Origin of the sequence: Pseudaquabacterium pictum, from assembly GCF_005403045.1 — a bacterium.
In the GTDB taxonomy this organism is placed as follows: domain Bacteria; phylum Pseudomonadota; class Gammaproteobacteria; order Burkholderiales; family Burkholderiaceae_C; genus Pseudaquabacterium; species Pseudaquabacterium pictum.
Genome location: NZ_BJCL01000003.1, coordinates 462840 through 486966, shown reverse-complemented (window position 1 = coordinate 486966; position 24127 = coordinate 462840). Strand labels below are relative to the sequence as shown.

Genomic DNA, 24127 nt, shown 5'->3' with positions numbered 1-24127 from the left:
CGGGGCCGGGCCGTGCAGCGGCCAGCCGTCAGGGCCCGATCACGTCCACGCCCGGCGGCGGCACGAAGCGGAAGCGCTCGGCCGGCAGCGCCAGCCCCTGCTGCACGCCGCTGAACTGCAGCTGCGAACGCTGGCCGAACGCGTCGACGATCTCGAGCGCCGCCAGCTCCTTGCCGCGGAAGCCCACCCGCAGCTGGGTGACGCTGCCATCCTTGGAGCGCGGCGTGGCCAGCACCCAGTCCAGCCCATCCTTGGCCGGCTGGGCCGCCAGCTCGAAGTCCTTCTCCAGCGTGCCGCCGGCCAGCAGCGCCGCCGGCGTGCCGCCCAGCGCCTGGTCGAGCAGGCGCACGCTGACTTGGTTCAGGTCGATGTCGTGCAGCCAGACCTTGGCCCCGTCACTGACGATCAGCTGCTCGAAGGGTTTGCTGTAGGCGAAGCGGAAACGGTTGGGCCGGCTGAACTCGAAACTGCCGGTCGACGTCTTCTTGCGGGCACCGTCGGGCGAGGTCACCGTCTGGGTGAAGCTGGCGCGGCCGGTCTGCACCTCACGGGTGAAGGCGCGCAGCGTGTCCACCGCATCGGCCCGGGCCGATGGCAGCGCCAGGGCCAGGCCCAGCGGCAGCAGCAGGCCCACCAGGCGGCGGCGTGTGTGGAGGGTGGTCATTCGTCGCGCCTTGGCACCAGCAGATCGCGGTTGCCGCTGGGCGACAGGGCCGAGACCAGGCCACTCTTCTCCATCTGCTCCAGCAGCCGCGCGGCGCGGTTGTAGCCGATGCGCAGATGGCGCTGCACCAGCGAGATGCTGGCCTTCTTGTTCTGCAGCACGATGGCCACCGCCTGGTCGTACATCGGGTCGCTTTCGGCATCGCCGCCACCGCCGCCGCCACCGCCACCCGGGGCATCGCCATCGCCGTCGAGCGTACCGCCCTCGAGGATGCCCTCGATGTAGTTGGGCTCGCCCTGGCTCTTGATGTACTCGACCACCCGGTGCACTTCCTCGTCGGACACGAAGGCGCCGTGCACCCGCACCGGCAGGCCGCCGCCGGGCGTCAGGTACAGCATGTCGCCCTGGCCCAGCAGCGCCTCGGCGCCCATCTGGTCGAGGATGGTGCGGCTGTCGATCTTGCTGCTGACCTGGAAGCTCAGCCGCGTGGGGATGTTGGCCTTGATCAGGCCGGTGATCACGTCCACGCTGGGCCGCTGGGTGGCCAGGATCAGGTGGATGCCGGCCGCGCGGGCCTTCTGCGCCAGGCGGGCGATCAGCTCCTCGATCTTCTTGCCCACCACCATCATCAGGTCGGCCAGCTCGTCGATCACCACCACCACGAAGGGCAGGCGCTCCAGCGGCTCGGGCTCTTCCGGCGTCAGGCTGAACGGGTTGGGGATCAGCTCGCCACGGGCCTTGGCTTCATCGAGCTTCTTGTTGTAGCCGGCCAGGTTGCGCACGCCCATCTTGGACATCAGCTTGTAGCGGCGCTCCATCTCGCCCACGCACCAGTTCAGCGCGTTGGCAGCCTGCTTCATGTCCGTCACCACCGGGCACAGCAGGTGCGGAATGCCCTCGTAGACGCTCATCTCCAGCATCTTCGGGTCGATCAGGATCAGCCGCACATCCCGCGCCTCGGCCTTGTAGAGCAGGCTCAGGATCATCGCGTTGATGCCCACCGACTTGCCCGAGCCGGTGGTGCCGGCCACCAGGCAGTGCGGCATCTTGGCCAGATCGGCCACCATCGGCGCGCCGACGATGTCCTTGCCCAGGCCCATGGTCAGCTGCGAGGCGGCATCGTGGTAGATCTGCGAGCCCAGGATCTCGGCCAGGCGGATCATCTGCCGCTTGGCATTGGGCAGCTCCAGCGCCATGGTGGTGCGGCCGGGGATGGTCTCCACCACCCGGATGCTGACCAGGCTGAGCGAACGTGCCAGGTCCTTGGCGAGGTTGACCACCTGGCTGCCCTTGACGCCGGTGGCCGGCTCGATCTCGTAGCGGGTGATCACCGGGCCGGGGCTGGCCGCCACCACGCGCACTTCCACGCCGAAGTCGCGCAGCTTCTTCTCGATCATGCGCGAGGTCATCTCCAGCGATTCGGGCGTCACCGAATCCACCCGCACCGCCGGTGCGGCGTCCAGCAAGTCCACTTGCGGCAGCTTGGTGTCGGCCAGCTCGGTGAACAGCGGCTTCTGCCGCTCCTTGGCCACCCGGGTGCTCTTGGGCACCTCGACCATCGTCTCCTCGATGACGATGGGGGCGTGGTCCTCGACCACGGCGCGCTCTTCCTCGACGACCAGTTCGCGTTCGCGTGTCAGCACCTCGGCGATGCGCAGGTCTTCCTTGACTTCGCGCTTGTCGGCCTGGGCTCGCCACAGGCCCTCGATGCGCTGGCCCAGGCCATCGGCCACCCGGGCCCAGGAAAAACGCATGGCCAGCGACACACCCAGCACCAGGCCGGCAATCCACAACACGCCCGAGCCGGCAAAGCCCAGCCAGCGCATCGACAGACCGCCCACCACCGCGCCCAGCACGCCGCCGGCCTGACCGCCAGGCACGGCGGCATCCAGCCGGTAGAGGCGGGTCCATTCCAGACCGCAGCTGGCAGCCATCAGCAGCACCAGGCCGGCCCAGAACCACCAGGCGGGCGTGGCGGGCCCATCGGCCGCGAGCGGGCCGCGCAGGCTGCGCGCCAGCAGGGCCAGCCAGGCGCGCGCGCCCACCAGCATCAGCCACCAGGCCGAATAGCCGAACAGGAACAGCGTCAGGTCAGAGGCCCAGGCGCCCAGCAGGCCGGCCCAGTTGGCCACCGGCGCACCGGTGCCGGACGTGGAGAAGCCGGGGTCGGCCGCCTGGTGGCTGGCGAGTGCCAGCAGCATCAGCAGCCACAGCACGCCGCCGGCGAGCAGCAGCAGTTGCGGGCGCCAGCGGGGCGCTTCCTGCGCATCGGCGGACCGTTGCGAGGCCAACGTCACAGCGCCATCGCGCTGCAGCGATCCCAGGGGAAAGGTCATGCGCCTGATTGTGGCGCAAGCCAGCCAGAAGGCCGGCGAACCTACTCAGGCTGCGCAGCCCGTTCCTTGATGACCACCGAGCCGTTCTCCTGCGTCTCGATGACGCCGCGCTCTTCCAGGTCCTTCATCACCCGGCTGACCATCTCGCGGCTGGCGCCGACGACCTTGGCCATGTCCTGGCGCGAGACCTTGTTGCGGATGGTCTTGACGCCATTGATGTCTTCCGACATCTCCAGCAGCGTGCGGGCCACGCGGCCGTACACATCCAGCAGCGCCAGCGACTCGATCTGCCGGTCGGCATGGCGCAGGCGCCGCACCAGGCCACGCAGGATGGCGTAGCTGAGGCTGGAATGCTCCGGCAGGCAGCGGGCGAAGTCGGCCCGGCCCAGGATCAGCATGTCCGTCTGGATCTCGCAGCGCACCGTGGCCGAATGGGCCTCGTTGTCGATCAGGCTCATCTCGCCGACATAGTCGCCGCTTTCCAGCACCGCCAGGATGACCTCGCGGCCGCGGCTGTCGGAGGTGAGCACCCGCGCCCGGCCATTGAGCAGGATGAACAGCGTGTTGCTCTTGCGGCCCTGCTCCACCACCAGTTCGCCGCGGCGGAAGCGCCGCTTGACGACGCTGTCGGCAATCGCCTGCGCCTGGTCGTTCGTCAACATCGAGAACAGCGGCACGCGCCGGATCAAATCGAGATTCGTCAGCATGGACATGGTGATTTCCCTTCCTGGCAGCAGTGTGTTCTGTGACTGATTGCGCCAAACGCGCAAACAGCATGGGCTTCGAGGGCCAGATTCGAGCAGATTTTCTCTATTGTGCCGATCGAAACGCCTGCGGCATGCCGGTATGCACCCCATGTGACAATTCCTGGACGGCCTCCGGGCAACCCGCCCGGCACCGGCCACCCACCTCCATGGAACTGTCATGAGCACCCCCATCCTGCACGCCCAGGTGCTGATCCTGGGCTCCGGCCCGGCCGGCTACTCCGCGGCCATCTATGCCGCCCGCGCCAACCTCAAGCCGGTGCTGATCACCGGCATGGCCCAAGGCGGCCAGCTGATGACCACCACCGAAGTCGACAACTGGCCCGCCGACGTGATGGGCGTGCAAGGCCCCGAGCTGATGGAGCGCTTCCAGAAGCATGCCGAGCGCTTCAACACCCAGATGGTGTTCGACCACATCAATGCGGTCGATCTCTCCAAGCGCCCGTTCACCCTCACCGGCGACAGCGGCACCTACACCTGCGACAGCCTGGTGATCGCCACCGGCGCATCGGCCAAGTACCTGGGCCTGCCATCGGAAAGCGCCTTCATGGGCCGCGGCGTCAGCGGCTGCGCCACCTGCGACGGTTTCTTCTACCGCGGCGATGAGGTGGCCGTGGTCGGCGGCGGCAACACCGCAGTCGAAGAGGCGCTGTACCTGTCCAACATCGCCAGCAAGGTGCACCTGGTGCACCGGCGCGACAAGTTCCGCGCCGAGGCCATCATGATCGACAAGGTGCAGGAGAAGGTGGCCGCCGGCCGCATCCAGCTGCACCTGCATTCCACGCTGGACGAGGTGCTGGGCGACCAGACCGGCGTCACTGGCGTGCGGCTGAAGAACGTGAACACCGGCGCCACCGAAGACCTGACGCTCAAGGGCTGCTTCATCGCCATCGGCCACCAGCCCAACACCGACATCTTCAAGGGCCAGCTGGAGATGAAGGACGGCTACATCGTCACCCGCTCGGGTCTGAACGGCTTCGCAACGATGACCAGCGTGCCCGGCGTGTTTGCCGCGGGCGATGTGCAGGACCATGTCTACCGCCAGGCCATCACCTCGGCCGGCACCGGCTGCATGGCCGCGCTGGATGCGCAGCGTTTCCTGGAACAACAGGCCTGAGACCTGCCGACGCCGCCAGATTTCTGGCTATAATCATGGTCTTTGCCGAAAAGCAAGGCACTGGCGGCTGACACAGTCGCCAGGCCGATTCAAAGGCAGCCATCAAGGGGTGCAGCAGATGCTGCACCAGCCGTCGGGTCCACCGTCTGCAACCTTGCGCTGGTTGCCGTGCCTGCAACAGTCAAGTTCTGGAGAAGCGTCATGGCACGCGTCTGTCAAGTCACGGGCAAGCGCCCGATGGTGGGAAACAATGTCTCCCACGCCAACAACAAGACCAAGCGTCGCTGGTTGCCCAACCTGCAATACCGCCGCTTCTGGGTCGAGAGCGAGAACCGTTGGGTGCGTCTGCGCATCACCAACGCCGCCCTGCGCCTGATCGACAAGGTCGGCATCGACCAGGTCGTGGCCGACCTGCGCGCCAAGAACGCGCTGTAATCAACCGCACACCCGGAGCACACCATGGCAGCCAAAGGCGGACGCGAAAAGATCAAGCTGGAATCCACCGCAGGAACCGGCTTCTTCTACACGACCAACAAGAACAAGAAGACCACGCCCGAAAAGCTCGAATTCATGAAGTTCGACCCGAAGGCGCGCAAGCACGTCCTGTTCAAGGAAATCAAGCTGAAGTGATGTGACGCCTGCCCGGCCTGCCGGGCGGGTTGCCAGCTTCACCGACAAGGGCCGCGTCCGGCAGGACGCGGCCCTTGTTGCATGGTGGGCCCGATCAGGGCATCACTCGATCTTCAAGCCCGCCAGTTGTGCGCTGCGTCGTGGATGCAGCAGGTTCACGCGCCCCGGCTGGCCGTCGGCGCCCGGCAGCCGCTCGGCACCATCGAGGATCAGCGCCTTCAGTTGCACCGGCGTCAGCGCGGGCTGCAGCGCCAGCAGCTTGGCCGCCAGGTTGGCCACCTGCGGGCTGGCCATGCTGGTACCGCTGAGTTTCATCCGCACGCCGCCGGGCACCGGGCTGTCGACCTCGAAGCCGTTGGCATGCACCACCACCGTCTTGCCGAAGGTGGAGAAACTGGTCTCCTGCCCGGCCCGGTCGACGGCGCCCACGGTGATCAGGTTCGGCAGCGACAGGCCGGCCGGGATGTACTCCTGGAAGTCGGCGCTGTTGTCCTCGTTGCCGGCCCCGGCGACGAACAGAATGCCGGGCGCACCGGCCATGGCCTCGCGCAGCGCATCGCGCTCGATGGCGAACAGGCGCAGGGCCTCCTGCTTGCGGGCCTCGGGCGTGCCGCCCAGGTTGTGGAAGGCCAGCATGCCCTCGATGGCGGCCGGTCCGTAGCGCCAGCTCATGTTCACCACCCGCACGCCGGCCGACTTGAAGCCGTCCACCGTGGCCTGGTAGGCCGCCGCCCAGGCGCGTGAGCGCGCCTCGCCCGGCTTCGACGGCGTCGACAGGTGGCTCCACAGCATCGTGGCGGCATAGACCTGGGCGAACGGGTTGCCGTCGACGGCAATGCCGGCGACATGCGTGCCATGCACATACATGCCGGCCAAGGCCATGTCCTCGCTGAAGCCGCGCACGTCGTCGGCCTTCAGCGCCGCCAGCGTGGCACGGAACCGCTGGGCATCGGGCGTGTCCAGCGCGGCGCGTTGGTCCATGGCGCCCTTGACCAGCCCGCGCAGCTGCGGCCAGCGTGGCTCGGCCGTACCCAGCGGGCGCAGCAGATCGGCCGCCGGCTGCCCGCCATCGCCGAAGGCGATGCCGCGTCCCGCTGCGGCCTTGAACAGCGCCAGGTCAACGCCGGAATCCCACACGCCCACCACCACCGGGCTGGCCTTGGCATCCGGGGCGATGGCAAAGGTGCGCAGTGTCCAGACGTCGGCCATGGCCGCAGTGCGGGTGTTGGCCTCGACCACACGCTGCAGGCCCTGCACCACCGCCTGCCTGCTGGGCGCCAGCAGCTCGATCTGCATGCGGGCGCTGATGATCGACAGCAGCAGGCTCTCGGGCACCGACATCCCGCCGTTGCGCGCCACCGCATCCAGCTGGGCCTGCACCGCACCGCGCACCAGTTCGGGGTTGTAGGTCTCGATGCTGCCCTTGTTGCTCTTGACGATGTCCTGCACATCGGCCCAGGGCATCGCACCGAAACGCCTTGCCACTTCGGCTTGCAGCCAGCTGGCGTCGCGCTGCTCCTGGCGTTGCTGGGTCAGCAGGTCGGTCAGCACGCCGCTGGCCAGGCGCGCGCCGGGCTTGTCCTGCAACGCGCGGGCCCTGGCCGTCCAGCCGGGCACGGCCGACCAGTCACCACGCAGCTGCGCCAGCGACGCCATCGCGCCGTAGAGGTCGCGCAGCGTGGCGTTGTCCTGGATGTCGTAGGCCGCCAGGTCGGCCGCCAGCAGGGCTTCGACCTGCGCGCCCAGCGCCTGCAGGTCGGCCAGCGGTGCCGTCAACAGCGCACTGGGCAGCTGGGGCAGCACATGCGCACGGCGTGGCAGCTGATCGGCGCGGGTGACAGTCTGCCGCGCCGCCGTGGTGGCCGCGGCGGCGGGCTGGATCGCCGCCAGCAGCGGGCCGATGGCGATCAGGGCAGCGGTGAGGGTGAGGGGCAGTGGGCGCAGCATGGTGGTCTCTGGAGCGGGTTCGAGCATGCTAGCCAGCACACGCAGCCAACGGCCGCCATGCGACCAAGCCCGCCTGGCGCTGGACGGACGCCCGCCGCACGCGACGGCTGCCGCCGGGCGCGCGGTCCACCAACGACAACGGGCCCGAAGGCCCGTTGTCCATGCGCGCTTGGAAGCCGATCAGGCGCGTGCGGCCCGCAGCTTCATCGAGAACTCGGCCAGCGCGTCGATGCCGCTGCTCTCGGCCCGCTTGCACCACTGCTGCAGGTCGACGACCAGCTGCTCGGCCGACACATTGGTGCGGGTCCACAGCTGGCGCAGTTCTTCGCGCATGGTCACCAGCTGAGCCAGCTTGGGGCTGCTGTTGACGGCGTTGGCCAGCTGCGGCAACACCGCGCTGGGGATCTTCTCGGCATCACGGTGCAACCAGCGCTTGGCCAGCTGCAGGTCGGCCAGGCGGGCGGCGGCGCCCTGCTGCTTGACCTGCTCCAGCTCGGCGGCGCAGGCGGCGCGCAGCTCCTTCGCGTACTTGGCCATCACCTCGTAGCGGTTGGCGATCACCGCCTCCAGCGTCTTGGCATCGGCCTGGGGCTTGATCTCGCCAAGCTTCAGCTGCGGCACCGTCTTGCGCGCCTTGGCCAGGCCCACCAGCTCCATGCCGCGGATGTAGACCCAGCCGATGTCGAACTCGAAGGGCTTGACCGAGAACTTGGCCGACGTGGGGTACGTGTGGTGGTTGTTGTGCAGCTCTTCGCCGCCGATCAGGATGCCCCAGGGCGACACGTTGGTCGATGCATCGGCCGCCTCGAAGTTGCGGTAGCCCCACCAGTGCCCGATGCCGTTGATGATGCCGGTGGCCATCACCGGGATCCAGAGCATCTGCACTGCCCACACCGTCAGACCGATGGCGCCGAAGATGGCCAGGTCCAGGATCAGCATCAGGCCCACGCCCTGCCAGCTGTAGCGGGTGTAGAGGTTCCGTTCGATCCAGTCGTCGGGCGTGCCCTTGCCGTACTTGGTGATCGTCTCGGCCACCTTGCTCTCGGCCCGGTAGAGCTCCACGCCGGTGAGCAGCAGGGCCTTGATGCCGCGGGTCTGCGGGCTGTGCGGGTCTTCCTCGGTCTCGCACTTGGCGTGGTGCTTGCGGTGCACCGCGACGAATTCCTTCGTCACCATGCCGGTGGTCAGCCACAGCCAGAAGCGGAAGAAGTGCGACGGGATCGCATGGAGGTCCAGCGCACGGTGCGCCTGCGCACGGTGCAGGAAGATGGTGACCGAGCAGATGGTGATGTGCGTCATCACCAGGGTCACCAGCAGCACCTGCCACCAGGTGGCTTCGGCCCACAGGCCGTTGGCCAGCCAGTCGACCAGCGCAAACCACACGGTTGAAATCTCAGTCATGAAATCGCCTTGTCCGCCCAGGAGCAGGCGGGTCCTTGATTGTAAGGGTGCCCCCATGGCAACCCGATGCGGATTGTGCGTACGGGAAAGCGCACAGTTTCCCAGATGGGGGCGTTGTGCGCCGCAACAACGCGCAGCCGTTGCGGCACGTCAAGACGGTCGCGGGCCGTCCGCTGGAATCACTTGCGCTGCCAGACGGCGGCGAAGAATCCATCCGTGGCGTGGCGGCTGGGCCAGAGGCGCAGGTAACCGTTGTCCACCAGCTCGCCAGCCCGGTCGACATGCGCTGCGGCCAGGGCCTCGTCGGCCGGCAGCGGTATGAAATCCGGGTGCGCCGCGCCGAAGGCCTCGGCGATGGCCTCGTTCTCGTCGCGCAGCAGGCTGCAGGTGGCATAGACCAGCCGCCCGCCCGGCTTCACCAGCCGCTGGGCGCTGTCGAGGATGGCGGTCTGCTTGGCGGTCAGCTCGGCCACCGCCTGCGGGCTCTGGCGCCATTTCAGGTCGGGATTGCGGCGCAGCGTGCCCAGGCCGGAGCAAGGCGCATCCACGAGCACCCGGTCGATCTTGCCGGCCAGGCGCTTGATGCGCTCGTCGCGCTCATGGGCAATCTGCGCCGGATGCACATTGCTCAGACCGCTGCGGGCCATGCGCGGCTTCAGCGCATCCAGCCGGTGGCCGTTGACGTCAAAGGCATACAGCCGGCCGGTCGAGCGCATGGCCGCGCCCAGCGCCAGGGTCTTGCCGCCGGCACCGGCGCAGAAGTCGACCACCATCTCGCCGCGCTTGGCGTCCACCAGCAGGGCCAGCAGCTGGCTGCCTTCGTCCTGCACCTCGATATCGCCACGCACGAAGGCGTCGAACTTCTGCAGCGCCGGCTTGCCCGGCACCCGGATGCCCCAGGGCGAGAACGGCGTGGGCGCGGCACGCAGGCCGGCCTGGTTGAGGGTGGACAGGATGTCCTCGCGCTTGGCCTTGAGCACGTTGACGCGCAGGTCCAGCGGCGCGGGTTCGTCCAGCGCAGCCACCAGCGGCCAGAAGGCCTCGTCGCCCAGTTGGCTGCGCAGGGCCGAGGCCAGCCAGTCGGGCAGGTTGTGGCGGAACTTGTCGGAAAAGCCGGCCGGGTCGATGGCCTTGACCTGCTGGCGCCACTGGGCTTCGTTGGAACCCAGCGCGCCCTTCAGCAGGTTGGCGTCGCCCGACCAGGCCAGAATGGCCAGGCGCCGTTCCAGCGCGCCGGTGCCGCTCTGTGCCAGGTGCTGCAACAGCGGGCGGCGGCGCAGCACGGTGTAGGCGGTCTCGGCCAGGGCATGCCGCTCGCGCGGGCCCAGGCTGCGATGGCGCTTGAAGAAGGCGGAGACGATGCTGTCGGCCGGGGCGTCGAGTTTGAGAACCGCGCGCAGCAGTTCAGTGGCCAGGTCCAGCAGGGCGGTAGGATGCATCGGCCGATTATCCCTGCCATGTCCACCGACGCACCCACCGACGACCTGCCACCCCTGCCCGCCGTGCCCGTGGGCCGCTACCGCCACTACAAGGGCAACCTGTACGAGCTGGTCGGCGCGGTGCGCCACAGCGAGACGCTGGAGCCGCTGGCGCTGTACCGGCCGCTGTACGGAGAAGGCGCGCTGTGGGTGCGGCCCTGGGCGATGTTCTTCGAGACGGTGGTGGTCGACGGCGTCACACAGCCGCGCTTCGCCCGCGTGGATGCCGATCAGGCCGGCAGCAGCAGCTGAGATTCCTCGCCGGTGTGGTGCACCACGCCGCCATCCAACCGCAGTTCACCCCGCACCCACCAGCCCACGGCCAGCGGATACAGGCGGTGCTCGGCCTCCAGCACCCGTTCGGCCAGAGCCTGCGGCGTGTCGTCGGGCCGCACCGGCACCACCGCCTGGGCAACGATGGGGCCATGGTCCAGCGTCGGCGTCACCAGGTGCACCGTGGCGCCGGCCAGCTTGCAGCCGGCCTCGATGGCGCGGCGGTGGGTGTGCAAGCCGGCAAAGGCCGGCAGCAACGACGGATGGATGTTCAGCAGCCGGCCGGCGTAGTGCTGCACGAAGCCATCGGTCAGGATGCGCATGAAGCCGGCCAGCAGCACCAGGTCGGGCGCGAAGCCGTCGATCACCTGCATCAGCGCGGCATCGAAGGCCTCGCGGCTGGCATGCAGCGTGTGGTCGACCACCGCCGTGGCGATGCCTTGTTGCGCGGCAAACTCCAGCGCGGCAGCGCCCGGCCGGTTGGAGACCACCGCCACGACCCGGGCCGGCCAGCCCTCGGCTGTGCAGGCGTGCAGGATGGCCTGGGCATTGCTGCCGCGGCCGGAGACCAGGATGACGATGCGCTGCATGACGGGGCGGGAGTGTACGGGGCCGGTTTAGGCCGGGCCGTCTGACAGAATCCGCGGCTCGACCCAAGGACCATTCCATGCGACCCCGCGTACTCTCCGGCATGCGCCCCACCGGCGCCCTGCACCTCGGCCACTACCACGGCGCGCTCAAGAACTGGGTGCGGCTGCAGGACGACCACGACTGCTTCTACTTCGTGGCCGACTGGCATGCGCTGACCACGCACTACGAGGACCGCGCGGTGATCGAGAAATCGGTCTACGAGATGGTCATCGACTGGCTGGCTGCCGGCCTGGACCCGGAGAAGGCCACCATCTTCATCCAGAGCCGCCTGCCCGAGCATGCCGAGCTGTTCACCCTGCTGGCGATGGGCACGCCGCTGGGCTGGCTGGAGCGCATGCCCACCTACAAGGACCAGATCGAGAAGCTCAAGGACAAGGACCTCGCCACCTACGGCTTCCTGGGCTACCCGCTGCTGCAGGCCGCCGACATCCTGATCTACCGAGCCAGCCATGTGCCGGTGGGCGAGGACCAGGCGCCGCACGTGGAGATCACCCGCGAGGTGGCACGCCGCTTCAACCACCTGTACGGCCGCGCTGCCGACCACGCCGCCCAGGTGGCCGCGGCGCTGGCGCTGCTGGGCAAGGACGACCAGCGCTACCTGGAGAAGCAGCGCAAGGCCTACGGCCAGGACGGCGTGGCCGAGGCCCTGGCCAAGGGCGAGGCCCTGGTGCGCAAGCTGCAGGCCGCCGGCACGCTGGACGAGAGCCAAACCGAGCTGCTGCTGGGCCACCTGAAGGGCACCGGCAAGTCCATCCTGACCGAGCCGGACGTGCTGCTGACCGAGACCAGCAAGCTGCCCGGCCTGGACGGCGACAAGATGGCCAAGAGCCGCAACAACTCGATCGCGATGCGCGACGACCCGGCGGTGGTGACGCAGAAGGTGCGCGGCATGAAGACCGACCCCGCCCGCGCCCGCCGCACCGATCCGGGCACGCCGGAGAAATGCCCGGTGTGGGAGTTCCACAAGGTCTACACCGACGCCGACACCCGCGCCTGGGTGCAGCAGGGCTGCACCACCGCCGGCATCGGCTGCCTGGACTGCAAGCAGCCGGTGATCGATGCCATCGTCCGCGAGCAGCAGCCCTGGCGCGAGCGGGCCGAAGCCTACCTGGCCAACCCCAGGCAGATCCACTGGATCGTCGAGATGGGCACCGAGCGGGCCCGCACAGTCGCCCGCCAGACCATGAAGGACGTGCGCGAGGCCATGGGCCTGAACTATTGAGGTTCAGGTCAGCGGCAAGGCGGCAGACGCGCCGGCGGTGATGCCGTACACCTCCACCCGGTTGCGGCCGGCGCGCTTGGCTTCGTAGAGGCTCTGGTCGGCCTGGCCGTAGAGCCGGTCGCCCGACAGCCGGCTGCGGGCATCGGCCACCGCGACGCCGGCCGACACCGTCACCTTCACCGGCTGGCCGCGCTCGTCGGTCAGCGCCAGCGCCTCCACCTCGCGGCGCACCGCCTCCACCAGCCAGCGGGCGCCGGCCACCTCGGTGTCGGGCAGCACCAGGCCAAACTCCTCGCCGCCGGTGCGGCCGAACACGTCGGACGCCCGCAGCCGCCGCCGCACCGCATCGGCAAAGGCGCGCAGCACGGCGTCACCGGTGCGGTGGCCGTGGCGGTCGTTCACCTGCTTGAAATGGTCCAGGTCCAGCAGCACGAAGGCCACCGACGTGCCGGCACGGTGGCCGCGCTGCAGCTCGTGGGCCAGCAGCGCATCGGTGGTGCTGCGGTTCCAGCAGCCGGTGAGGCCGTCGCGGGTGGCCATCTCCTCCATCTGGCTCGCCACCCGCTCGAACACTGCCAGCACGAAGCCGAAACCCGCACCCAGCAGGCAGATGAAGGCCACCAGGAAGGTCAGGCCCTGGCCCAGGCTGGCCTGCATCAGGGTGCCGTAGTCATCGGGATGCAGCAGCGCGTGCACCGCCCGTACCAGATGCGCGGCGACGGACAAGGCCATCGTGGTGGCCACCACCCGCAGCGAGCGTTCGGCCCGCCAGCCATGGCGCCCGATCACCAGCACGCTGGGCAGCAGCAGCGCGCAGTACACCAGCGACAGCACGGCGGTGCGCTGGTTCAGCGGCCAATCCAGCATCAGCAGCAGGGCCAGCCAGATGCCCGGCTGCACCTGCATCAGCGCCCGTGGCCCGGTGTGGCCGCACAGCAGCAGGTAAAGGGCCTGCGCATACAGGGCCAGACCCAGGCACACCAGCGCATTGCCCAGCACCACCGACAACTCCAGCGGCAGCACCACCCGCGCGGCCAGCATGGCAAAGCCACCCAGCAGCGCCCAGCAACCCAGCGTCCAGCGCCGGATCTCGGGCCGCGCGCGCACGCCCTGCTGCGACACGCCCAGTGCCAGCGTCAGCAGCAGAAAGCCCAGCAGCAGGGCCAGCATCAGGGTGGGGATGTGCAGCAGCATGGCGGCAGGCCAGGTTCGGCCGGTGGCGGAAGTATGCCCGCCCCGGCGCGGCCCTCCGGCGGCTGGACGCTCAGGCGTCGGGTTGGCGTTTGGCGCGGGCACGCGCCGCGCCAGCGCGGCCGCGCTGCTTCCACTGCGCCAGCTGGGCCTGGCGCTCCAGCACTGTCAGCTGGTCGCGCTGGGCCTCGCGCAGCAGCTTGTGGTAGTTGTCCAGCCGCGGCCCGTCCAGCGCCTGCCGCACCGCACAGCCCGGCTCCTGCCGGTGCTGGCAGTCGCGGAAGCGGCACTGCGGCGCCAGCCGCGCCACGTCGCCAAAGGCATCGGCCAGCTGACCGGCGTCGTCCACATCCAGCCGCAGCGCACGCAGCCCGGGCGTATCGATGATGCAGGCGCCGCCGGGCAGCGGCAGCAGGCTGCGCACCGTGGTGGTGTGGCGGCCGCGGCTGTCGTCGTCACGCACCGCGCCGGTGTCGCGCCCGGCCGCGCCGCCGTGGGCCAGCAGCAGGGTGTTGGCCAGCGTGCTCTTGCCGGCGCCGCTGCTGCCCAGCAGCACCAGCGTCTGGCCGGGCTGCAGCCACGCCGACAGCGCGCCGGCAGCATCGGCCTGCCGCATGTCCAGCGCCAGCGCCGGCGTGCGCGACGGCAGGATGTCGGCCGCCTCGGCCAGCCGCCGCGCGGCCAGCGCCGGCGCCACGGTGTCGGCCTTGCTCAGCACCAGCACAGGCGCTACGCCAGCCAGTTGCACCAGGGCCAGGTAGCGCTCCAGCCTGCGCAGCTGGAAGTCGTGGTCCAGGCCCATGACCAGCAGCGCGGTGTCGATATTGCTGACCAGGGCCTGGCGCTGCACCCCGGCGCGCGGGTCGGCGCGGCCGCCGCTGCCGGTGCGGCGTGTCAGCTGGTTGACCGGCAGCAGCCGGCAGGTGATGCAGCAGCCGCCGGGGTCGTCGGGCCGGGCCAGCACCCAGTCGCCCACGGCCAGGGCTTCACCCTCGGCCAGCAAGTCCTGCTGCAGCGCGGTGGCACAGCGGGCACGGTGGACCTGGTGGCCATCGTGCAGCAGCCAGTGGCCGCGCTGCACTTCCAGCAGGCGCATCGGGCGCGCCAGCGGGTCGGCGACACCGCAGGCCAGACGGGCCTGCATCGTCGCCCCCAGGCCGATGGCCTGCAGGGCGGGAAAATCGATCGGTTGTTGCATCTGCGCAATCCGGAAGACCGGTGGTCCGGTGCCGCACGGCAACCCGGATCCACCAGCCGGCGCCCGGCCACCCGATGGCGGCACAGGCCAATGTGGTGGCGGCGCGGGGCGCGCACCACCACGGGCATGGATGGAGAGGGGTCGGTCCGCAGCGGCAGCAGGGCTGCGCGCGCTTGGGCGCCGAAGGCGCCCGGGTCAACCACGGCGGCCGGATGGCCGCCGGTGCGCAGGCTCAGGCCGCGCGGTCCGACGAGGGGGCAATGGCGATCTTGTTCATGGCACGCTCCTCGAAGTGGTGGAAGGTGGCGCAGTGTGGGCAAGGCGGCGCCCGGCGTCAAGCGGTGCAGGCACCACCGCAACCAGCGGCGGTGTGAAGCCCGACACAGCTTCTTGACAGCGGACAAGTCCCAAAGGACGCCAGGAGCAAGGGAAAACCCTATACTGCACTGCAACACGAACCCGATCCGGGTGCTGTGCAACTGATGGAGTCAACACCATGACCAGTGCATCGATGACCTACGGGCGCCCTGCCCGCCTCACCATTCCCCGTGGCTCGCTGTGGTTCGCCAATGGCGCCGCGATGCTGATCGAGGGCTTGCGCCGCCTGGACCGCTGGCAGCTCAGCCTGGGCAAGCAGGAGCCGCGCACCGCCGAGGATGTGCTCGACTGGGCCGCCCGTGTCGAGCCGACCGAGCCCGGCTTCGCCTCCGACCTGCGCGCCGCCGCGCTGCGGGCGATGGACGGCGTCGGCCGCTGAGCCTGCCGCTGGCAGCGGGCTGACCCCGCCCGCCCCGACCGCCACCCCAGACAAACCGGGGGTTCCCAAGGCGCGCCGCGCCGCTAGCATCGCGCCCGGAAGTTCCGGCGCGCTGTGCTGCCGGGCATTGCAGGGGTTGCGGGATGTTGCCGAAGTGCGCACCGGCCGCCGCCGGGTTCGACGGGCCGGCGGCTTCCGAGGATTGGCCACGCCGCCGCTGGCTGGCTGGCGCGCTGGGATTGGGTGCCGCCGCAGCGGGCCTTGGTGGCTGCGCCAGTGCGCCGCCGGCCGGCGAGCCGCATTCCGACGCCGTGGCCGAGCCGGTGCCGGCGCCCCAGGTGGTGCCGTTCTCCGAGGCCGTGCCGGGCCAGCCGCCTGCAGGCTGGCGGCCTTATGCCTTGCGGCGGGATCTCACCCGCACCCGCTACACCGTCGTGCGCGACGGCGACCGCCGTGTGCTCAACGCCCGCGCCAGCGCCTCGGCCACCGGCCTGCGCTGCGCGGTGCAGATCGATCCGGCCGAGCAGGGCCAGCTGCAGTTCAGCTGGCGTGTGCGCGAGGTGGCGCCCCAGGCCGATGTGTCCGAAGCGGTGCTCGACGACTGCCCGGCGCGGCTGATCCTGGCCTTCGACGGCGACCAGACCCGCCTGTCGCTGCGGGACCGGTTGTTCTTCGACCAGGTGGAGCTGTTCACCGGCCAGCGCCTGCCCTATGCCACGCTGATGTATGTGTGGGATGGTGGCCGCCATGCGGTGGAATCGGTGCACCGCAACCACCGCACCAGCCGCATCCAGTACCTGACGGTGGAATCAGGCGGCCAGCGCGCCGGCCGCTGGCTGCACTACCAGCGCGACGTGGTGGCCGATTTCCGGCGGGTGTACGGTGAAGCGCCCGGCACCATCATCGGCGTGGGCGTGCTGACCGATGCCGACGCGCTGAAGCTGCAGCTCGAGGCCTGGTACGGCGACATCACGCTGGCCGGGCAGGCAGGCAGAAGCTGACCTCCAGCCCCGGCGCAGCGTTGCGCCACTGCAGCGTGCCGCCGTGCGACTGCGCCACCAGCCGGCACAGGTACAACCCCAGCCCCACCCCACCCGCGCCGCGGCTGCGCGCCGCATCGGGCCGGTAGAACGGCTCGCCCAGCCGCGCCAGCGCCGCCGGGTCGACGCCTGGCCCGTGGTCACGCACCCGCAGGCACCAGCCATCGCCCTGCGCCACGGCCTGCACCTGCACCGGCGTGCCGGCGCCATGGCGCAACGCGTTGTCCAGTAGGTTTCGCAGCAGCAGCTGCAGCCGGCTGCGGTCAGCCTGCACCAGCGGCATGCCGGGCGCCAGCTGCAGCGTGATGCCGCGGCCGGCAAAGCTGCCATCAACCAGGTCCTGCACCAGCGCATGGATGTCGACCGCCTCGCGCTGCAATGCCGCGGCGCCGCCGGCGAGGCGCTCACCTTCGAGCAGATCGCTGATCAGGTCGCGCATCTGGCCCAGGTCGCGCAGCAGGGCGGCGCGCTCGGCGCCGTCATCCAGCAGCTCGGCATGCAGGCGGGCGCGGGTGAGCGGTGAGCGCAGCTCATGGCTGATGGCCAGCAGCAGGCCGCGTTGGCCGGCGAGCATGTGCTGCAGGCTGGTGGCCATGGCATTGACCTGCGCCGCCAGCGCACCCAGCTCGTCCTGCCGCGTCTGCGGAATGGGCTGGGAGAAGTCACCGTCGCCGTAGCGCCGCGCACCGGCCTGGATGTCGCCCAACGGCCGCAACAGGAGGCGCACCCAGGCCCAGGCGCCGGCGGTCAGCGCCAGCAGCGCCGCCAGCATGGCCCAGCCGAACCAGCGCGGCCGGTCCTGCCAGCCGGCGCCACCCCAGTCCAGCCCGAAACGGATGCGGTGGCCGTCGGCGCTGCGGCGTTCCAGCGCGTCGCGCCACTCCGGATCGCGCGGGCCGTGGCGATCGCGCTGCGGGTGCGAGGTCCACTGCACCTGCGGCCCGTCGATGCGCACCGACAGCGGCAGGCGCTGCACCAGGGCCTGGGCCCGCGCCACATCGGGCGGGCTGCCGAGGTCGGCGCTCAGGCGGTCCAGGTAGTCGGCCACCAGCGGGCGGGCCAGTTCACGCCAGCCGGTGGAGAACAGCTCGCGCGTGGCCGACACGAACAGCAGCGTGGTGCCCAGCGCCAGCGCCAGGAACACCAGCACCAGCCGCGCCTGCAGCGAGTGCCGCAGCCGGTGCGCCCAGCCGCCACTCATGCCGCCGCCCGTGGCGCCAGCGCCAGCGCATAGCCGGCATTGCGCAGCGTCTTGATGGCCTCCAGTGGCGCCAGCTTGCGGCGCAGCCGGCTCACCAGCAGATCGACCGCACGGGTGTAGAGCTCCGCATCGCGACCGCGCAGGTGGTTCAGGATCTCGTCGCGGTGGAACACCCGCTGCGGCGCGCGGGCCAGCAGCACCAGCAGTTCGAACTCGGTGCCGGTCAGCTCCACCGGCTGGCCCTGGCACAGCACGGCCCGGCGGGCCAGGTCGATCTGCAGGCCGTCGAACTGCAGCAGCGCGGCGGCCGCGGCCGTGGTGGTGGCAGGCGCCGGGCGGGCGCGGCGCAGGATGGTCTGCAGCCGTGCCGCCAGCTCCCGCGGCTCGAAGGGCTTGGGCAGGTAGTCGTCGGCACCCAGCTCCAGGCCCACCACCTTGTCGCTCAGCTCGCCGCGGGCGGTGAGCATCAGCACCGGCACGCTGCTGGTCTGGCGGATCTGCCGGCACACCGCGAAGCCGTCCATCTCGGGCAGCATCACGTCGAGGACCACGGCGTCGACGCCGCCGGCGGCCAGCCGTGCGAAGCCGGCGCTGGGCGTGAGCGCCGCCTCCAGCGTGAAGTCGAAGCGCCGCAGGTAGGCCGCCAGCGGCGGCGCCAGGTGCTCGTCGTCGTCGATCAGCAGCAGGTGGTGCACGGACGGCATGGTGGCACAGCGGCCGCCGGGTGCCGCAGGTTCAGGACCAGCGCCGGCCCTTGGCCAGCATCTCGCGCAGCATCTGCTGCTGCGCCGGCTTCAGGCTGTCGTAGAAGTCGCCGAAGGCATTGAGCACGGCCGGCGCCTTGTCGCGCACCGCGCCGGTCTTGCCGTCCAGCAGGGCCTGGGCCTTGGCGCGGTCGAAGCTGGTACCGGCGATCAGCGCCTGCAGTTCGGTGCGCGGCTGGCCGCCTGCCATCAGCGCGGCACGCTGGGCCTGCAGTGCATCGGCCAGCGTGGCCAGGCGGGCCTTCTGCGTGGCATCCAGGTCCAGCTTGCTGGCGGCCTTGTCGATCACACGCTCGCGCAGCTGCACGATGTCGGCTTCGCTCATCGGGCCACGGTGGTGACCGTGCGAGCAGGCGGCCAGGCCGCCCAGCAGGGCGGCAGAGGCAGCGATACCGATCAGGCTGCGGCGGATCCAGGTCTTCATGGGGTGCTCCAGGGGTAGGTGTTGAACAGGCCTCCATGGTGGCGACGGACCGCGCTGCGGTCCTGTCGCTGCGGTATCGGCGTGTATCGTTTCTTGTCGGCGGCTGGGGTAGGCTCGCGCGCTGCATGCTGCCGCTCCGCCCTGCCGACACCCTGACCCTCGTCCACCAGGACGACCGCCTGCTGGTGGCCGACAAGCCCGCAGGCCTGCTATGCGTGCCCGGCCGCGGCCCGGCGGGCGCCGACAACCTGGCCGCGCGGGTGCAGGTCCGCTGCCCAGATGCCCTGGTGGTGCACCGGCTGGACATGGCCACCTCCGGCCTGGTGCTGTTCGGCCGCGGTGCGGCCACGCAGCGGGCGCTGTCGATCGCCTTCGCCGAGCGGCAGATGGACAAGCGCTACGAGGCGGTGGTGGCCGGCCTGCTGGCCGACGAGGCCGGCGAGGTCGATCTGCCGCTGGGTCCCGACTGGCCCAACCGCCCGCGCCAGCAGGTCGACCGGGCGGCCGGCAAGCCGTCGGTCACCCGCTGGCAGGTGCTGGCGCGCGATGCCGCTGCCGGATCCACCCGGCTGGCGCTGCAGCCGCTGACCGGGCGCACCCACCAGCTGCGCCTGCACCTGGCGGCCATCGGCCACCCGATCCTGGGCGATGCGCTGTACGCAACGCCGGCCGCGCTGGCCGCCGCCCCGCGCCTGCTGCTGCATGCCTGCCGGCTGGCCTGGCAGGACACGCACGGCGACCATGCCTTCCACAGCCCCGCGCCCTTCTGATGACCACCATGACCGATCCCCATCGCATCGACGTGCCCCTGGCCCAGGCCAGTCGCCTGCTCAACCACGGCCCCACGGTGCTGGTCAGCGCCGCCCATGGCGGACAGCGCAACCTCATGGCCGCCGCCTGGGCCATGCCGCTGGACTTCGAGCCGCCCAAGGTGGCGGTGGTGATCGACAAGGCCACCTTCACCCGCCGGCTGATCGACGCCAGCGGCCGTTTCGCGCTGCAGCTGCCCTGCGCCGCGCAGGCCGACCTGTGCTTCAGCGTGGGCAGCAGCAGCGGCGCGGCGCTGGCAGAGGCAGGCACCGACAAGTTCGAGCGCCTGGCGCTGCGCACCTTTGCCGGACGCCATGGCGAAGCGCCGCTGGTCGCCGGTTGCGTGGCCTGGCTGGAGTGCCGGGTGATCGCCTGGCCGGCGGTGCAGGCTGCGCACGACCTGTTCCTGGCCGAGGTGCTGGGCGCCCAGGCCGACGGCCGGGTGTTCGTCAACGGCCGCTGGCAATTCGATGCCGCGCCACCGGCGCTGCGCACGCTGCACCATCTGGGCGGCGGGCAGTTCGTGCTGCCGGGGGATGGGTTGCGCGGGCAACTGCTGCCCGGTCTGGCGGCGGGCTGACCGCCTGGCGGCCGTCAGCGCGGCGGCTGGCCGGCCTGCTGGGCGGCGGCCAGCAGCGGCGCCCGCAGCCGGTCGGCGAAGTCGGCCGGTGACACGTACTGCAGCACGCCGCGCTGGCCCGGCGCCACGGTCGCGCTGAGCCCCAGCTCGGGGTAGAGCAGCACCTGGGCGCCACCGGGCTGGTCCAGCGCTTCGGCCGGGGCGCCGAAGCGCTGGCGCACATCGTCACCCGTGAGCCGCACCGCGGGCAGGAAGCTCAGGCCCACCAGGCGCGCCTGCGCGGCCTGCTGGCGGTGGTCGGCACGCAGCTTGAAGCGGCGCACGCCGCCTTCCATCGGCTCGGAACTGCCGGCGCCGGCGCGCCAGGCCTGCAGCTGGCTGGCCGGCACGTCAAAGGCCAGCACCAGGCGCCCGGAGACGAAGCCGGCCATGAACGGGTCGGCCAGCGCCTCCAGCGCGCCCTGCTCGCCCAGGCGGGCCACCAGGGCCACCTGCAGCGCATCGCCCAGCCGGGCCTGCACCTGGGCTAGGGTGTCGCGCCCCGGCTCCAGGCCGAAGACCTGGGTGCGGCCCTCGCCCAGGCGGCTGACCTGCCAGGGCAAGCCGGTTCCGGCAGCCGTGTCGTCACCCGCCAGCGCGCCGCTGCTGCCACCCATGCGCAGCACAGGCAACGCGAACGCCACCAGCAGCACGATCACGCCTGCGGCCAAGGCCAGCACCCAAGGTCTTTGCATGCATCGATTGTCTCTGCGCAGCCTGCGGCAGGCTGACAGGGCACCGCGTATCCTCGGCCCATGACCACCACACCGCTCCACCTCACCATCGTCACCGGCTCATCCCGCGGTCTGGGCGCCGCCCTGGTGGCGCAGTTGCTGCAGCCCGGCCAGGTGCTGCTGGGCATCGCACGGCGCAGCAACGCCGCCCTGCAGGCGCAGGCGGACGCCGCCGGCGTGCCGCTGACCCAGTGGACCGCCGACCTGGCCGACCCGCAGCCGGTGGCCGAGCACCTGGCCGCCTGGCTGGCCGGCTTCGACGCCAGCACCGTCACCAGTGCCACGCTGATCAACAACGCCGGCGTGGTGGGCCTGCCCGCCGCGCTGGGCCAGGTGCCGCTGCCGACGCTGACGCTGGCCATGCGCGCCGGGCTGGAGGCGCCGCTGCTGCTGACCGGCGCCTTCCTGGCCGCCACATCCACCTGGCCCGGTGCCCGCAAGGTGCTGAACATCAGTTCCGGCCTGGGCCGGCGGGCGATGGCCGGCAGCGCCGCCTACTGCGCCGCCAAGGCCGGCATGGACCACTTCAGCCGCGCGGTGGCGCTGGAAGAGGCGGCGCGGCCCAACGGCGCGCGCATCGTGGCGATGGCGCCCGGCGTGGTCGACACCGACATGCAGGCCGAGCTGCGTGGCGCCGATGCCGCCGCCTTCCCCGAGCAATCGCGCTTTGCGGCGCTGCATGCCCAGGGCCAGCTGACCAGCGCCGCCGACTGCGCCCGCGCCCTGCTGGCGCGGCTGCAGCGGGCCGATTTCGGCGCCGACCCGATCGCCGACATCCGGGAAGGCTGAGCCACCATCCCCAGCCCGGCGCTTGCCAAGCGCCCGGCCGGCGGCGATGCTGCGCGCTCCCCACAGGAGCGCCCATGAAGCTGCACGCATTCGTCGCCATGCCCTTCGGCAAGAAGAACGGGCCCGATGGCCAACCCATCTTCTTCAACCGCGTGTACGCCGAGTACATCAAGCCGGGGCTGGAAGCAGCCGGGCTGGACGTGTTCCGCGCCGACGAGGAGCAGTCGGCCGGCGACATCCGCAGCGACATGTTCCAGGAGCTGCTGATCGCCGACCTGGTGCTCGCCGACCTGACCATCGACAACCCCAATGTCTGGTACGAGCTGGGCGTGCGGCATGCGCTGCGCTCGCGCGGGGTGGTGCTGGTGCAGGGCCCGCGCGACGGCACGCCCTTCGACATCTACACCGACCGCAAGCTACGCTACCACCTGAAGGACGGCGCGCCCGACCCCGACTTCCTGGCCGCCGACATTGCCAAGCTGGCCGAGATGGCCCAGGCCACGCTGGCCAGCTGGCATGGCCGCAAGATCAGCCCGGTCTACCGCCTGGTCGACAACCTGCAGGAGCCCGACTGGAAGCAGCTGAAGGTGGGCGATGCACGCGAGTTCTGGGAGCGCCATGCCGCCTGGGAGGCACAGGTCAAGCGGGCGCAGCGCAACAAGCGGCCGGGCGATGTGCTGGTGCTGTCGGAAGAGACGCCGGTGGTGGCCCTGCGCGCCGATGCCCGCTTCGCCGCCGGCGAGGCATTGCTGAAGATGGAGCGCTTCAAGCTGGCGCTGGAGGAGTTCGATGCCTGCCTGGCGGCCGAGCCCGGCCACCTGAAGGCCAGCTACAAGCGCGGCATCTGCCTGCAGCGGCTGGAACGCAACGACGACGCCCGCGACCACTACCGCAAGCTGCTGGAGGCACGGCCGCAGGATGCCGAGGCCTGGGCGCTGCTGGGCCGCATCGACAAGGACGCCTGGACCGATGCCTGGAACCGCCCCGGCGCCACGCCGGCACAGATGGCCGACGACGCCGGCTACGAGGATGCGCTGCTGATCGCCGCGATCAACAGCTACCGGACGGGCTTCCGCGCCGATGCCAACCACTACTACTCCGGCATCAACGCGGCCACGCTGATGTGCCTGTTCCAGCACCTCACCCAGCGCCAGGACTACGCGGCCGAGCTGCCGGCGCTGCTGGGTGGCGTGCGCTGGGCGGCCTACAGCGAGCATGCCCGCAGCCCGAACTTCTGGGCCGCCGCCACGCTGGGCGACCTGGACGTGCTGACCGGCACGCCGCAGCAGGTGACCACCGCCTACAAGGAGGCGATCCGCCTGGTCGAGAACGACTGGTTCTCGCTGAGCTCCACCCGCCAGGGGCTGGACCTGCTGCGCCTGCTGGGCTTCCGGCCCGAAGCGGTGGACGCCGCCATCGCCACCTTCGACCGGGCGCTGGCGAGGCTGCCGGCGCCGCACAAGGACTGGCGGCCGCGCCAGGTGGTCCTGTTTTCGGGCCACATCGTCGATGCACCCGACCGGCCGGTACCGCGCTTTCCGGCGGCCAAGGTGCCGGCGGCAGCCCAGCGCATCGCCGCGGAACTGGCCCGGCTGGAGGCCGGCCCCGACGACCTCGCCATCACCCAGGGCGCGGCCGGCGGCGACCTGCTGTTCGCCGAGGCCGCCCAGGCCTGCGGCATGAAACTGCAGCTGCTGCAGCCCTTTGACGAGCCGGCCTTCCTGCAGGCCTCGGTGGCGCCCAGCGGCACCGAATGGCAACAGCGCTACGACGCAGTGGTGGCCCGGCTCGACCCCGCCTGGCCCATCCTCAGCGCACCGCAAGCCTTGGGTCCGGCGCCGGCCGGCGTCGACCCGTATGCCCGCTGCAATCTGTGGCTGCTGAACACCGCGTTGTCCGGCGGCATCGACCGGGTGCGCGTCATTGCGCTGTGGGACGGCCAACCGGGCGACGGCCCCGGCGGCACCGAGCACATGGTCAACGAGGTCAAGCGGCGCACCGGCCGGGCGGTGGTGATCGAGACCGACAGCCTGTAGCCGCCGGGTGGGGCGCCGACCGTAGAATCCGCGCCCCTTCCCTGACGGACCCTGACCGATGCCAGGGCCGCCCGCCCGCCC

24 protein-coding genes are annotated in these 24127 nt (G+C 70.8%); 11 read left to right on the top strand and 13 right to left on the bottom strand.

What is annotated here, in order from left to right; genetic code table 11:
* Positions 1–28: 28 nt before the first annotated feature.
* The 3 genes from lolA to FFT10_RS09145 are packed head-to-tail and all read right to left on the bottom strand — an operon-like array spanning position 29 to position 3713.
* Positions 29–664, bottom strand: a complete 636-nt coding sequence (gene lolA, locus FFT10_RS09155) for an outer membrane lipoprotein periplasmic chaperone LolA (protein WP_137732483.1) — start codon at positions 662–664, stop codon at positions 29–31.
* On the bottom strand, positions 661–3000 hold the full coding sequence (locus FFT10_RS09150) for a DNA translocase FtsK (RefSeq protein ID WP_137732482.1): 2340 nt from the start codon (positions 2998–3000) through the stop codon (positions 661–663). Before FFT10_RS09150 ends, lolA begins: the two co-directional genes overlap by 4 nt.
* Before the next feature lie 41 nt (positions 3001–3041).
* Positions 3042–3713, bottom strand: coding sequence for a Crp/Fnr family transcriptional regulator (locus FFT10_RS09145; RefSeq protein WP_137732481.1), 672 nt, complete (start codon positions 3711–3713; stop codon positions 3042–3044).
* A 211-nt stretch (positions 3714–3924) separates the two neighbouring features.
* Between FFT10_RS09145 and trxB the strand changes: the two genes are divergently transcribed.
* The 3 genes from trxB (at position 3925) to rpmG (ending at position 5511) form a co-directional block, all read left to right on the top strand.
* A complete protein-coding gene (gene trxB / locus FFT10_RS09140) occupies positions 3925–4881 on the top strand; it encodes a thioredoxin-disulfide reductase (protein ID WP_137732480.1) in 957 nt (318 codons plus the stop codon).
* 201 nt (positions 4882–5082) lie between these two features.
* Positions 5083–5316, top strand: coding sequence for a 50S ribosomal protein L28 (gene rpmB, locus FFT10_RS09135; protein WP_137732479.1), 234 nt, complete (start codon positions 5083–5085; stop codon positions 5314–5316).
* Between the two features lie 24 nt (positions 5317–5340).
* Positions 5341–5511 (top strand): 50S ribosomal protein L33, encoded by a 171-nt coding sequence (gene rpmG / locus FFT10_RS09130; protein ID WP_137732478.1) that lies wholly within the window; start codon positions 5341–5343, stop codon positions 5509–5511.
* 102 nt (positions 5512–5613) lie between these two features.
* On the opposite strand, the gene FFT10_RS09125 is transcribed toward rpmG, so the two are convergent.
* From FFT10_RS09125 to FFT10_RS09115, 3 genes are all read right to left on the bottom strand, one after another.
* Positions 5614–7458, bottom strand: a complete 1845-nt coding sequence (locus tag FFT10_RS09125) for a S8 family serine peptidase (RefSeq protein ID WP_162520727.1) — start codon at positions 7456–7458, stop codon at positions 5614–5616.
* A 180-nt stretch (positions 7459–7638) separates the two neighbouring features.
* The gene (locus FFT10_RS09120) at positions 7639–8859 is read right to left on the bottom strand and encodes a DesA family fatty acid desaturase (protein ID WP_137732476.1); all 1221 of its coding nucleotides are present in this window, start codon (positions 8857–8859) and stop codon (positions 7639–7641) included.
* Between the two features lie 179 nt (positions 8860–9038).
* Positions 9039–10298 carry an RsmB/NOP family class I SAM-dependent RNA methyltransferase gene (locus FFT10_RS09115; protein ID WP_137732475.1) on the bottom strand — a complete coding sequence of 420 codons (1260 nt, stop codon included), beginning with the start codon at positions 10296–10298 and terminating at the stop codon, positions 9039–9041.
* A gap of 18 nt (positions 10299–10316) precedes the next feature.
* Between FFT10_RS09115 and FFT10_RS09110 the strand changes: the two genes are divergently transcribed.
* Positions 10317–10589, top strand: a complete 273-nt coding sequence (locus FFT10_RS09110) for a DUF1653 domain-containing protein (protein ID WP_137732474.1) — start codon at positions 10317–10319, stop codon at positions 10587–10589.
* Here FFT10_RS09110 and purN read toward each other — a convergent pair.
* Entirely contained in the window at positions 10568–11200 is a 633-nt protein-coding gene (gene purN / locus FFT10_RS09105; RefSeq protein ID WP_137732473.1) for a phosphoribosylglycinamide formyltransferase, read from the bottom strand. The genes FFT10_RS09110 and purN overlap by 22 nt on opposite strands.
* A gap of 77 nt (positions 11201–11277) precedes the next feature.
* Here purN and FFT10_RS09100 point away from each other — a divergent pair, with 77 nt between their 5' ends.
* Positions 11278–12483 (top strand): tryptophan--tRNA ligase, encoded by a 1206-nt coding sequence (locus tag FFT10_RS09100; protein WP_137732472.1) that lies wholly within the window; start codon positions 11278–11280, stop codon positions 12481–12483.
* Positions 12484–12486: 3 nt separating this feature from the next.
* Here FFT10_RS09100 and FFT10_RS09095 read toward each other — a convergent pair whose 3' ends face one another.
* Both FFT10_RS09095 and rsgA read right to left on the bottom strand, forming a co-directional pair.
* Positions 12487–13677, bottom strand: a complete 1191-nt coding sequence (locus tag FFT10_RS09095; RefSeq protein WP_137732471.1) for a GGDEF domain-containing protein — start codon at positions 13675–13677, stop codon at positions 12487–12489.
* Between the two features lie 70 nt (positions 13678–13747).
* Complete coding sequence (gene rsgA, locus FFT10_RS09090; protein WP_228027018.1) at positions 13748–14872, bottom strand: ribosome small subunit-dependent GTPase A; 1125 nt, start codon at positions 14870–14872, stop codon at positions 13748–13750.
* 496 nt (positions 14873–15368) lie between these two features.
* On the opposite strand from rsgA, the gene FFT10_RS09085 reads away from it, so the two are divergent.
* The gene (locus FFT10_RS09085) at positions 15369–15629 is read left to right on the top strand and encodes a hypothetical protein (RefSeq protein WP_137732470.1); all 261 of its coding nucleotides are present in this window, start codon (positions 15369–15371) and stop codon (positions 15627–15629) included.
* A gap of 143 nt (positions 15630–15772) precedes the next feature.
* Positions 15773–16630 carry a DUF3047 domain-containing protein gene (locus tag FFT10_RS09080; protein WP_137732469.1) on the top strand — a complete coding sequence of 286 codons (858 nt, stop codon included), beginning with the start codon at positions 15773–15775 and terminating at the stop codon, positions 16628–16630.
* On the opposite strand, the gene FFT10_RS09075 is transcribed toward FFT10_RS09080, so the two are convergent.
* The 3 genes from FFT10_RS09075 to FFT10_RS09065 are packed head-to-tail and all read right to left on the bottom strand — an operon-like array spanning position 16599 to position 19058.
* A complete protein-coding gene (locus FFT10_RS09075) occupies positions 16599–17870 on the bottom strand; it encodes a sensor histidine kinase (RefSeq protein ID WP_137732468.1) in 1272 nt (423 codons plus the stop codon). The two genes, FFT10_RS09080 and FFT10_RS09075, sit on opposite strands and share 32 nt — an antisense overlap.
* The gene (locus FFT10_RS09070) at positions 17867–18574 is read right to left on the bottom strand and encodes a response regulator transcription factor (protein ID WP_373282487.1); all 708 of its coding nucleotides are present in this window, start codon (positions 18572–18574) and stop codon (positions 17867–17869) included. Before FFT10_RS09070 ends, FFT10_RS09075 begins: the two co-directional genes overlap by 4 nt.
* A gap of 31 nt (positions 18575–18605) precedes the next feature.
* Entirely contained in the window at positions 18606–19058 is a 453-nt protein-coding gene (locus FFT10_RS09065) for a Spy/CpxP family protein refolding chaperone (RefSeq protein WP_137732467.1), read from the bottom strand.
* A gap of 125 nt (positions 19059–19183) precedes the next feature.
* On the opposite strand from FFT10_RS09065, the gene FFT10_RS09060 reads away from it, so the two are divergent.
* Together FFT10_RS09060 and FFT10_RS09055 are read left to right on the top strand one after the other, a co-directional pair.
* Positions 19184–19828: an RluA family pseudouridine synthase gene (locus FFT10_RS09060; protein ID WP_137732466.1), complete on the top strand. Its 645-nt coding sequence runs from the start codon at positions 19184–19186 to the stop codon at positions 19826–19828.
* A gap of 8 nt (positions 19829–19836) precedes the next feature.
* On the top strand, positions 19837–20448 hold the full coding sequence (locus FFT10_RS09055) for a flavin reductase family protein (protein ID WP_137732465.1): 612 nt from the start codon (positions 19837–19839) through the stop codon (positions 20446–20448).
* 14 nt (positions 20449–20462) lie between these two features.
* Here FFT10_RS09055 and FFT10_RS09050 read toward each other — a convergent pair whose 3' ends face one another.
* On the bottom strand, positions 20463–21182 hold the full coding sequence (locus FFT10_RS09050; RefSeq protein WP_137732464.1) for a hypothetical protein: 720 nt from the start codon (positions 21180–21182) through the stop codon (positions 20463–20465).
* A 60-nt stretch (positions 21183–21242) separates the two neighbouring features.
* On the opposite strand from FFT10_RS09050, the gene FFT10_RS09045 reads away from it, so the two are divergent.
* The gene (locus FFT10_RS09045; RefSeq protein WP_137732463.1) at positions 21243–22010 is read left to right on the top strand and encodes an SDR family NAD(P)-dependent oxidoreductase; all 768 of its coding nucleotides are present in this window, start codon (positions 21243–21245) and stop codon (positions 22008–22010) included.
* 74 nt (positions 22011–22084) lie between these two features.
* Positions 22085–24046 (top strand): TRAFs-binding domain-containing protein, encoded by a 1962-nt coding sequence (locus tag FFT10_RS09040; RefSeq protein WP_137732462.1) that lies wholly within the window; start codon positions 22085–22087, stop codon positions 24044–24046.
* Positions 24047–24127: the final 81 nt, after the last annotated feature.

Excerpts from the sequence above, each read along its gene's own strand:
- lolA (WP_137732483.1), bottom strand. The coding sequence starts at position 664 with ATGACCACCCTCCACACACGCCGCCGCCTGGTGGGCCTGCTGCTGCCG.
- FFT10_RS09150 (WP_137732482.1), bottom strand. The coding sequence starts at position 3,000 with ATGACCTTTCCCCTGGGATCGCTGCAGCGCGATGGCGCTGTGACGTTG.
- FFT10_RS09145 (WP_137732481.1), bottom strand. The coding sequence starts at position 3,713 with ATGTCCATGCTGACGAATCTCGATTTGATCCGGCGCGTGCCGCTGTTC.
- trxB (WP_137732480.1), top strand. The coding sequence starts at position 3,925 with ATGAGCACCCCCATCCTGCACGCCCAGGTGCTGATCCTGGGCTCCGGC.
- rpmB (WP_137732479.1), top strand. The coding sequence starts at position 5,083 with ATGGCACGCGTCTGTCAAGTCACGGGCAAGCGCCCGATGGTGGGAAAC.
- rpmG (WP_137732478.1), top strand. The coding sequence starts at position 5,341 with ATGGCAGCCAAAGGCGGACGCGAAAAGATCAAGCTGGAATCCACCGCA.
- FFT10_RS09125 (WP_162520727.1), bottom strand. The coding sequence starts at position 7,458 with ATGCTGCGCCCACTGCCCCTCACCCTCACCGCTGCCCTGATCGCCATC.
- FFT10_RS09120 (WP_137732476.1), bottom strand. The coding sequence starts at position 8,859 with ATGACTGAGATTTCAACCGTGTGGTTTGCGCTGGTCGACTGGCTGGCC.
- FFT10_RS09115 (WP_137732475.1), bottom strand. The coding sequence starts at position 10,298 with ATGCATCCTACCGCCCTGCTGGACCTGGCCACTGAACTGCTGCGCGCG.
- FFT10_RS09110 (WP_137732474.1), top strand. The coding sequence starts at position 10,317 with ATGTCCACCGACGCACCCACCGACGACCTGCCACCCCTGCCCGCCGTG.
- purN (WP_137732473.1), bottom strand. The coding sequence starts at position 11,200 with ATGCAGCGCATCGTCATCCTGGTCTCCGGCCGCGGCAGCAATGCCCAG.
- FFT10_RS09100 (WP_137732472.1), top strand. The coding sequence starts at position 11,278 with ATGCGACCCCGCGTACTCTCCGGCATGCGCCCCACCGGCGCCCTGCAC.
- FFT10_RS09095 (WP_137732471.1), bottom strand. The coding sequence starts at position 13,677 with ATGCTGCTGCACATCCCCACCCTGATGCTGGCCCTGCTGCTGGGCTTT.
- rsgA (WP_228027018.1), bottom strand. The coding sequence starts at position 14,872 with ATGCAACAACCGATCGATTTTCCCGCCCTGCAGGCCATCGGCCTGGGG.
- FFT10_RS09085 (WP_137732470.1), top strand. The coding sequence starts at position 15,369 with ATGACCAGTGCATCGATGACCTACGGGCGCCCTGCCCGCCTCACCATT.
- FFT10_RS09080 (WP_137732469.1), top strand. The coding sequence starts at position 15,773 with ATGTTGCCGAAGTGCGCACCGGCCGCCGCCGGGTTCGACGGGCCGGCG.
- FFT10_RS09075 (WP_137732468.1), bottom strand. The coding sequence starts at position 17,870 with ATGAGTGGCGGCTGGGCGCACCGGCTGCGGCACTCGCTGCAGGCGCGG.
- FFT10_RS09070 (WP_373282487.1), bottom strand. The coding sequence starts at position 18,574 with ATGCCGTCCGTGCACCACCTGCTGCTGATCGACGACGACGAGCACCTG.
- FFT10_RS09065 (WP_137732467.1), bottom strand. The coding sequence starts at position 19,058 with ATGAAGACCTGGATCCGCCGCAGCCTGATCGGTATCGCTGCCTCTGCC.
- FFT10_RS09060 (WP_137732466.1), top strand. The coding sequence starts at position 19,184 with ATGCTGCCGCTCCGCCCTGCCGACACCCTGACCCTCGTCCACCAGGAC.
- FFT10_RS09055 (WP_137732465.1), top strand. The coding sequence starts at position 19,837 with ATGACCGATCCCCATCGCATCGACGTGCCCCTGGCCCAGGCCAGTCGC.
- FFT10_RS09050 (WP_137732464.1), bottom strand. The coding sequence starts at position 21,182 with ATGCAAAGACCTTGGGTGCTGGCCTTGGCCGCAGGCGTGATCGTGCTG.
- FFT10_RS09045 (WP_137732463.1), top strand. The coding sequence starts at position 21,243 with ATGACCACCACACCGCTCCACCTCACCATCGTCACCGGCTCATCCCGC.
- FFT10_RS09040 (WP_137732462.1), top strand. The coding sequence starts at position 22,085 with ATGAAGCTGCACGCATTCGTCGCCATGCCCTTCGGCAAGAAGAACGGG.